We start from the raw sequence: 8,580 nt of genomic DNA, 5'->3' as shown, positions 1-8,580 counted from the left end.
AGCCCCAGGCAGCGCCGGCCATGCTGGCCTATCTACGCGGCGCGCATGCGCGCGGACGGCGCCTGGCCAGCGTCTGCACAGGCGCTTTCGTGCTGGCCCAGGCGGGCATCCTGCAAGGGCGCCGGGTGACGACCCACTGGCGCCACGCCGCCGAATTGCAGCAGCGCCATCCCGCCCTGGCGGTGGAGGCGGATCGCATCTATGTCGAGGACCGTACGGTCTGGACGTCGGCGGGCATCACGGCTGGCATCGATCTCGCGCTGGCCATGGTGCAGGCCGACCATGGCGAGGCGGTCGCCCGCGCCACCGCCCGCGAGATGGTGGTCTATCACCGGCGCACGGGCGGACAATCGCAGTTCTCGGCCCTGCAGGACTTGGCGCCGGCCAGCGGGCGCATGCGCGAGGTGCTGGCCCATGTGGGCCAGCACCTGGACGAAGTGCTGGATATCGAGCGTCTGGCCGATGTGGCCTGTCTGAGTCCGCGCCAGTTCTGCCGCCAGTTCAAACTCGAAACAGGCCAGACCCCGGCGAAGGCAGTCGAGCGCGTGCGCGCCGAGGCCGCCCGCGAACTGGTCGAGGAGGGCGAGGCTGGCATGGACGTCATCGCCCGCCGGGTAGGCTTCGGCGATACGGAACGCATGCGTCGCGCCTTCATCCGCATCTACGGGCAGCCGCCGCAAGCCCTGCGTCGCGGCGCGCCGCCATGAAAAAAGCCCCTGCGTGGCAGGGGCTTTCCTGGGGTGGGGAACGGTGCGTCAGTTGAACGGGTTCCACCAGCTTTTGTCGGCCTTCAGCCCCTTGGTCTTGAATTCGCTGTTGGGGAAGTTCTTGTCGTACACGCGCTGCGAGTCGTTCTTCAGTTCGGTCATGCCGAGTTTGTCGTAGGACTCGACCATCAGGTAGAGCGCTTCCTCGGTGGCGGGAGCGCCTTCGAAGTCGGTAATGACGGTCTGCGCGCGGTTGGCAGCAGCCACGTAGGCGCCGCGCTCGTAGTAATAGCGGGCAACGTGCACTTCGTTCATGGCGATGGTGTTGACCAGCCAGGCGACGCGCTTCTCGGCATCCACCGTGTACTTGCTGTCAGGGTAGCGCTTGATCAGCTCGTTGAACGCGTCGTAGGACGCGCGCAGGCCCTTGGGATCGCGTTCGGCGGGATCCTGGCCGGTGATGTTGCTCATGAAGGCGCTGGCCGGAGTGAAGTTGATCAGGCCCTTCAGGTAGAGGGCGTAATCGGTGCCGGGATGGTTGGGGTAGAGCTGCTGGAAGCGGTCGATGGCGGCCAGGGCCTGTTCGTTTTCGCCGTCTTTCCAGTTGACGTAGGCAAGCTCAAGCAGGGCTTGCTGCGCGTAGACGCCGAAGGGGTAGCGGCTTTCGATGGCGGTCAGCCGCTCGCGGGCTTCTTTCCAGCCGCCCGAGGACATTTCCGCCTTGGCGTCCGCGTAGAGCTGTTCGGCGCTCCAGTTGGTGGTCTTGTCATACTTGCTGTTGGTCGAGCCGCAACCGGCGATGACCATGACGGCAAATAGCGCGATAACCACGCGCAAAACCGGCCCGCTTCGGGAGGCGGGGTTCGAGGGAGCTGCGGAGTGGTGAATCACGAGAATCGTATCCTTGGTGTTAGCATGCCAGGCTGATTATATGATTTGTCTCCATGTCTGATACAGCCTCCGGCGCAGATCTCGTTTCCGACGATGAACTCCTGGGTAATTCCGAGGATTCCCCCCGGGGGGAACCGCAATTTGTAACCGTGCCTTCCAGCACGCGCGCCGACCGGCTGGACAAGGTGCTGGCAGGGCTGTTGCCCGAGCATTCCCGCGGCCGGCTGCAGGGCTGGATCGAGGCTGGCAACGTCCACGTGAACGGCAAGCCCGGCAAGGTGCGTCAGACGGTCGGTCCCGGCGATGAACTCACCGTCTGGCCCCAGCCCGCGCCTGAATCCCTGGCTTTCGCCCCCGAACCGGTCGATTTCGCGGTCGTCGACGAAAGTCCCGACTGGATCGTGGTGAACAAGCCCGCGGGCCTGGTCACGCATCCCGGCGCCGGCAACTGGAGCGGCACGCTGCTCAACGGCCTGCTGTACCGCTACCCCGAACTGGCCCAGGTGGCGCGCGCCGGCATCGTGCATCGCCTGGACAAGGACACGTCCGGCCTGATGGTCGTGGCGCGCAACGAAACCGCCCAGACGCACCTGGTGCGCCAATTGCAGGCGCGCAGCATGGGTCGCGAGTACGTGGCGCTGGCCCATGGCTGGCTGGCCGCGGCCGGCAAGGTCGACCGCCCCATCGGCCGCGATTCGCGCGTGCCGGTGCGCATGAGCGTGGAGCGACCGGTGGCGCCCAAGCCGGCCATCACCCATTACGCGCCCGCCCGCCGCGGCGAGGCGGATCCCGGCGGCCGCGTCACCGAAGTGGTATGCCGCCTGGAAACCGGCCGCACCCACCAGATCCGCGTGCACATGGCCAGCCTCGGGCATCCGCTCCTGGCCGATACGCTATACGGCGGCAAGAACATTGCGGGCGCGCAGCGGCAGATGCTGCATGCGCGCGCGCTGCATTTCGAAGATCCGGGCGGCCGCGGCGAAGTCGAGTTCGCCGCGGCCGTGCCTTCCGACATGAGCTTGGTCCAGGAAGAGATTGCATGGAACGCGTAGTGGCTGGCCTGCCGGTAGTGGCAGGCCCCGATTGGGCGGGCGTGAACTATTTCTGCACGACCCGGGCAGGGGGCGTCGGCGTTGCGCCGCACGACACCTTGAATCTGGGCCGCCGCGCCGGAGACGATCCGGACACGGTCGCTGAAAACCGGCGCCGGGTGTGCGCCGCGCTGCCGGCCGAACCCCTGTGGCTGCGCCAGGTACACGGCAGCGAGGTCGTCGACGCCGATCAGGCGGACCTCCCGGAAGAGCCGGCGGTCGACGCCAGCGTCACGGCGCGGCCCGGCCGCGTGCTGGCCGTCATGGTGGCCGATTGCTTGCCGGTGGTCATCGCCGATGCGCAAGGCACGGTGCTGGGCGCGGCGCATGCGGGCTGGCGCGGCCTGTCGGGCGGTGTGCTGGAACATACATTGGCGGCCATGCGCGCCAAGGCGCCGCAAGCTGCGGGCTGGCGCGCCTGGGTCGGGCCGGGCATCGGCCCGCAGGCGTTCGAGGTCGGCCAGGACGTGCTGGACGCCTTCTTGAAGGATGATCCCGCGACCTTGCGCTACTTCACGCCGCGACCCGGACTCTCCGGAAAATGGCTGGCCGATCTCGCCGGATTGGCCGATTTCCGCCTGCGCCGCGCCGGAGTACAAGATGTCTCCTTGAGCGGGATGTGCACGGTGGCCAGCGCCGATCGTTTCTTTTCGTACCGTCGCGACGGCGAAACCGGACGCATGGCTCTGCTGGCCTGGCTCGGCGGGGTTTGATCTGGCGCAAGGCCCGCAGCCGGGCTTGCGGCCTACCCTGTCAGGCCTCCTTGTATACCCGCATTGACAGCCCCGAACCCGGAATGCAACATCAATCGCGTAGTTTCGATAACAAGGTGTCGAAGTGAATGCCAATCTCTCCGCAGGGCCCATTCCGGTGAGCGTGGCACCGGAAGTCCTGGCCGACATTCAGGCCGAATTCTCCCGCGAGTGGCAGCGCCTTTGCGATGACGCCCGCCGTGGCGCGCTTGCGCCGCCGCCCGACCGCCGCTTTTCCGGCGACGCCTGGGCCTCCAATCATTCGCACCTGTTGCTGGCGCACACCTACCTGCTGTCGGCCCGCGCCATGTCGCGCATGGTCGATGCGGCTCAGGTCAGCGAGCCCATGCGCGACCGCCTGCGCTTTTCCATCATGCAGTGGGTCGACGCGCTGTCGCCGTCGAACTTCCTGGCGCTGAACCCGGATGCCCAGCAATCCATCGTCGAAAGCGCCGGACGCGCGCTCAACGAAGGGCTGGCCAATCTGCTGGGCGACGTCAAGAAAGGCCGCATCACGCAGACGGACGAATCGCAGTTCGAGATCGGCCGCAACGTCGCGGTGACTCCAGGCGAAGTGGTATTTGAAAACCGGCTGTTCCAGCTCATCCAGTACGCGCCGTCGACGGCTACGGTGCATGAGCGGCCGCTGGTCATCGTGCCGCCAAACATCAACAAGTTCTACATCCTGGATCTGCAGCCCGAGAACTCCTTCGTGCGGCACGCGGTGGACCAGGGCTACACGGTATTCCTGATTTCCTGGCGCAATCCGGTGTCCAGCGATACCGATGGCGTGGACCGCGCGACTTGGTCCGATTATCTGGACGACGCGGTACTGCAGGCGCTGCGCGTGGCCAGCGACATCACCAAGCAGCCGCAAGTCAATGCCTTGGGCTTCTGCGTCGGCGGCACGATGCTGGCCTCCGCGCTGGCCTTGGCCGAGGCGCGCGGCGAGCACCCCGTGGCTTCGCTGACCCTGCTGACCTCGCTGCTCGATTTCCACGATACCGGCGTCCTGAACGTTTTCGTCGACGAGGCGCACGCGCTGCTGCGCGATCACCAGCTGGGCAACGGCGGACTGATGCCAGGGCGTGACCTCGCCACCACTTTCTCGTTCCTGCGGCCCAATGAGCTGGTCTGGAACTATGTGGTCGGCAACTACTTGAAAGGCCAGAAGCCGCCCCCGTTCGACCTGCTGTTCTGGAATGGCGACAGCACCAATCTGCCTGGACCGTTCTTCTCCTGGTATTTCCGCAATACCTACCTGGAGAACAACCTCAAGGTACCGGGCCGCGCGCAAGCCGCGGGCATGCCGCTGGACCTGACGCGGCTGGAAATGCCGGCGTACATCTTCGGGTCGCGCGAGGACCATATCGTGCCCTGGGTCTCGGCCTATGCCTCCACCCAGGTGTTGCGCGGACCGCAACGCTTCGTGCTGGGGGCGTCAGGCCACATCGCCGGCGTGGTGAATCCTCCGGCCAAGAAACGCCGCAGCTACTGGGCGGCTGACAAGCTCGAACAGTCCGGCCATCATCTGCCTGGCGATCCGAACACATGGTTCGCGCAGGCCGTCGAGACGCCGGGCAGCTGGTGGCCCGATTGGGCTGGCTGGCTGTCGGGCCACTCGGGCAAGCAGGTCAAGGCGCGAACAAAATTAGGCAATGCCAAGTACCGGCCGATAGAGCCGGCTCCTGGCAGGTATGTGAAAGTCCGGGCAGCCTGAAACCGCGATCAGCGGTTAGGCCCGGATAGAAGAAGGTCAATTAACGAGGCGTCCGTCGCACACAGGAGGAAGTCCAATGAGCGGAAAACTGGCTTACGTAACAGGCGGGATGGGCGGGATCGGCACCTCTATTTGCCAGCGCTTGGCCAAGGAAGGCTTTCGCGTGGTGGCAGGTTGCGGCCCCAGCCGCAATTACCAGCAATGGCTGGATGAGCAGGCAGCGCAGGGCTATACGTTCTACGCGTCCGTGGGCAATGTGTCCGACTGGGACTCCACGGTAGAGGCATTCGAGCGGGTCACGAAAGACCTGGGCCAGGTCGACGTGCTGGTCAACAACGCGGGCATCACGCGCGACGGCCTGTTCCGCAAGATGAGCGCGGACGATTGGCGCGCGGTCATCGACACCAACCTGAACAGCCTGTTCAATGTGACCAAGCAGGTCATCGAGGGCATGGTCGAGCGTCAGTGGGGCCGCATCATCAACATCAGCTCGGTCAACGGGCAGAAGGGGCAGTTCGGCCAGACCAACTATTCCACGGCCAAGGCCGGCATCCATGGCTTCACCATGGCGCTGGCCCAGGAAGTGGCGAGCAAGGGCGTCACGGTCAATACGATTTCGCCCGGCTACATTGGCACGGACATGGTTCGCGCCATCCGTCCCGACGTGCTGGAAAAAATCGTCGCCACCATTCCGGTGCGCCGCCTTGGCACGCCGGAGGAAATCGCTTCCATGACAGCGTGGCTGGCCTCGGACGAGTCCGGCTTTTCGACGGGCGCGGACTTCTCGCTCAACGGCGGCCTGCACATGGGCTGAACGCATCGCGGGCCGCCAGCGGGCGGCCCGTCGGTACCGGAGGGCCTCGGGGAGAGGGCCCTCCGGATTACACTAACCCTATCCGAAGCCTTAGAGATCGCCCGATCCGGGGACAACCATGACGCAAGCACAAACCGGCGCCAGCCTGCGCCTGATTAAAAAGTACCCCAACCGTCGTCTGTACGACACCCGGACCAGCACCTACATCACCCTGGCAGATGTCAAGCAACTGGTCCTGGCCAATGAAGAATTCCAGGTCGTCGATGCCAAGAGCAGCGAAGACCTGACGCGCAGCATCCTCCTGCAGATCATTCTCGAAGAGGAAAGCGGCGGCATGCCGATGTTCTCGTCGAACATGCTTTCGCAGATCATCCGTTTTTACGGCCATGCCATGCAGGGCATCATGGGTTCCTACCTGGAAAAGAACATCCAGGCCTTCATCGAAATCCAGCAGCGCATGGCGGAACAGTCCAAGGGCCTGTACGGCAGCCAGTTCGGCCCCGAGGCCTGGGCCCAGTTCATGAACGTGCAGACGCCCATGCTGCAGAACATGATGAATAACTACATCGACCAGAGCAAGAATCTGTTCGTGCAGATGCAGGACCAGATGCAGGATCAGACGCGCGCCATGTTTTCGACCTTCCCGTTCACGCCCGGCGGCACGCAAGGTCCCGGACGCAAGTAACGGCGGGGCTGCGCCAGGCGCGGCCTCATCGATCAGCACCCCAACAGCCGGATAGCGGTCCGGTTCTTGGGGTGTTTTTCATCATGGCGCAGCAGCCCTTGCTTGCGCGGCATTCAAAAGAACAGAATCCCCGGAGTGCAAGCATGAGACTGAACAAGGCATTTTCCCGCTTGGCCTGCACGGCATTGGCCGGACTGACGGCCCTATCGGCGTCGCCGGCCGCTTGGGCCTGCACGCGCGTGGTTTACCACGGCGCCCACGATCAGGTGGTCACGGCGCGTTCGATGGATTGGAAGAACGAGATCACCAGCAACCTGTGGGTGCTGCCGCGCGGCATGGCGCGCAGCGGCGAGGCCGGCCCGAACTCCCTGCGCTGGACCTCGCGCTACGGCAGCGTGGTCACGTCAGGCTACGACATCTCGACCACCGACGGTGTGAATGAAGCGGGCCTGAGCGCCAATCTGCTGTGGCTGGCCGAGTCCCAGTACCCGGCATTCGACGCGCAGAGCAAGCCCGGCCTGACCATCGCCGCGTGGGCGCAGTACGTGCTGGACAACTACGCCACCGTCAAGGAGGCCGTGGCGGCGCTGGAGCAGGAGCCCTACACCATCGTTTCCGACAACGTGCCGGGCGAGGACCGCCTGACCACGCTGCATCTGTCGATCTCGGACGCGAGCGGCGACAGCGCCATCATCGAATACATAGGCGGACGCCAGGTGATCCACCACAGCCGCGACTATCAGGTGATGACCAACTCGCCTCAGTTCGAGCAGCAGTTGGCGCTCGACGCTTACTGGCGGCAGATCGGCGGCACCGCCATGCTGCCGGGCACCAACCGCGCGGCCGATCGTTTCGTGCGGGCTTCGTTCTATATCAACGCCATTCCCAAGGATCCCGATCCCAACAAGGCGCTGGCCAGCGTCTTCAGCGTGATACGCAACGTCTCGGTGCCCTACGGCATCAGCACGCCCGGGCAGCCCAATATTTCGTCGACCCGCTGGCGCACCGTTTTCGACCACCAGCGCAAGCTGTACTTCTTCGAGTCGGCGCTGACGCCCAATACGTTCTGGGTGGATCTCAAGGCCGTGGATTTCAGCCCGGAAAGCGGCAAGGTGCTGAAGCTGGACCTGGGGCCGGACCAGCGCCACACGTTTGCGGGCGACGCCACCGGCGCTTTCCAGCCGTCGGCGCCGTTCAAGTTCCTCGGGCTTTGAGGGAGGCGGCGCGGACCTGTTGCACCGCTTGATCAAAAGCAATGATCCTCAGAATTTCCTGGTCTCAGGTTCAGGGTTCTGTCAGTTGATTTAGTTACATTAATGAAAACGGTTCTTGTTTGTATTTTAGGAACCGTCGTCCCATTTGTGTTTCAAGGATTATGCACATGATCAAGAAAGCCTTGGCCCTGGCCATTGTCGCTCTGAGCGTTTCCGCCGCGAACGCGGCCGAATACCCTATCGGCAAACCGGTGGAAAAGGGCGGCATGGAAATCGGCGCGGTGTATCTGCAACCGATCGAAATGGACCCCCCCGGGATGATGCGCCCGGCCAAGGATTCGGATGTGCACCTCGAAGCCGACATCCACGCCACCGCCGGCAACAAGACGGGCTTCCCCGAAGGCGAGTGGGTGCCTTACCTGGTCGTGAAGTACGAAATCCAGAAGATCGGCAGCCAGAATGTGCAGAAGGGCACCTTCATGCCCATGGTCGCCAACGACGGCCCGCACTACGGCGAGAACGTCAAGCTGGAAGGCCCGGGCAAGTACAAGCTGAAGTACACGGTACTGCCGCCCACTGCGGACAAGATGAGCCACTTCGGCCGCCACGTCGACAAGGAAACCGGCGTGGGTCCGTGGTTCGAACCCTTCGACCTGGAATATGAATTCGTCTACGCCGGCACCGGCAAGAAGGGCGGTTACTGATC

General features: G+C 64.3%; 9 protein-coding genes. 8 read left to right on the top strand and 1 reads right to left on the bottom strand.

Annotation, left to right across the window (positions count from 1 at the left end; translation table 11 throughout):
• Positions 1-707, top strand: a 707-nt coding sequence (locus tag WBB14_RS32225) for a GlxA family transcriptional regulator (protein WP_424243375.1), incomplete at its 5' end; no start/stop codon positions are given.
• A 48-nt stretch (positions 708-755) separates the two neighbouring features.
• Here the strand turns inward: WBB14_RS32225 and WBB14_RS32220 are convergent.
• Positions 756-1,514 carry an outer membrane protein assembly factor BamD gene (locus WBB14_RS32220; protein ID WP_332015309.1) on the bottom strand — a complete coding sequence of 253 codons (759 nt, stop codon included), beginning with the start codon at positions 1,512-1,514 and terminating at the stop codon, positions 756-758.
• Positions 1,515-1,651: 137 nt separating this feature from the next.
• Here WBB14_RS32220 and WBB14_RS32215 point away from each other — a divergent pair, with 137 nt between their 5' ends.
• The 7 genes from WBB14_RS32215 (at position 1,652) to WBB14_RS32185 (ending at position 8,578) form a co-directional block, all read left to right on the top strand.
• Positions 1,652-2,650 (top strand): RluA family pseudouridine synthase, encoded by a 999-nt coding sequence (locus tag WBB14_RS32215; protein WP_424243374.1) that lies wholly within the window; start codon positions 1,652-1,654, stop codon positions 2,648-2,650.
• Positions 2,638-3,402 (top strand): peptidoglycan editing factor PgeF, encoded by a 765-nt coding sequence (pgeF, locus tag WBB14_RS32210; RefSeq protein ID WP_424243373.1) that lies wholly within the window; start codon positions 2,638-2,640, stop codon positions 3,400-3,402. Before WBB14_RS32215 ends, pgeF begins: the two co-directional genes overlap by 13 nt.
• A gap of 124 nt (positions 3,403-3,526) precedes the next feature.
• Positions 3,527-5,161, top strand: a complete 1,635-nt coding sequence (gene phaC / locus WBB14_RS32205; RefSeq protein WP_424243372.1) for a class I poly(R)-hydroxyalkanoic acid synthase — start codon at positions 3,527-3,529, stop codon at positions 5,159-5,161.
• 76 nt (positions 5,162-5,237) lie between these two features.
• Positions 5,238-5,975, top strand: a complete 738-nt coding sequence (gene phbB, locus WBB14_RS32200; protein WP_332015297.1) for an acetoacetyl-CoA reductase — start codon at positions 5,238-5,240, stop codon at positions 5,973-5,975.
• Between the two features lie 118 nt (positions 5,976-6,093).
• A complete protein-coding gene (gene phaR, locus WBB14_RS32195; RefSeq protein ID WP_332015298.1) occupies positions 6,094-6,660 on the top strand; it encodes a polyhydroxyalkanoate synthesis repressor PhaR in 567 nt (188 codons plus the stop codon).
• 143 nt (positions 6,661-6,803) lie between these two features.
• Positions 6,804-7,874 carry a linear amide C-N hydrolase gene (locus WBB14_RS32190; protein ID WP_424243371.1) on the top strand — a complete coding sequence of 357 codons (1,071 nt, stop codon included), beginning with the start codon at positions 6,804-6,806 and terminating at the stop codon, positions 7,872-7,874.
• Between the two features lie 167 nt (positions 7,875-8,041).
• Positions 8,042-8,578 carry an iron transporter gene (locus WBB14_RS32185; RefSeq protein ID WP_424243370.1) on the top strand — a complete coding sequence of 179 codons (537 nt, stop codon included), beginning with the start codon at positions 8,042-8,044 and terminating at the stop codon, positions 8,576-8,578.
• Positions 8,579-8,580 lie beyond the last annotated feature (2 nt).

Source organism: Achromobacter sp., assembly GCF_049647645.1.
GTDB lineage: Bacteria > Pseudomonadota > Gammaproteobacteria > Burkholderiales > Burkholderiaceae_B > Achromobacter.
This window is presented reverse-complemented; position numbering and strand designations above follow the sequence as displayed.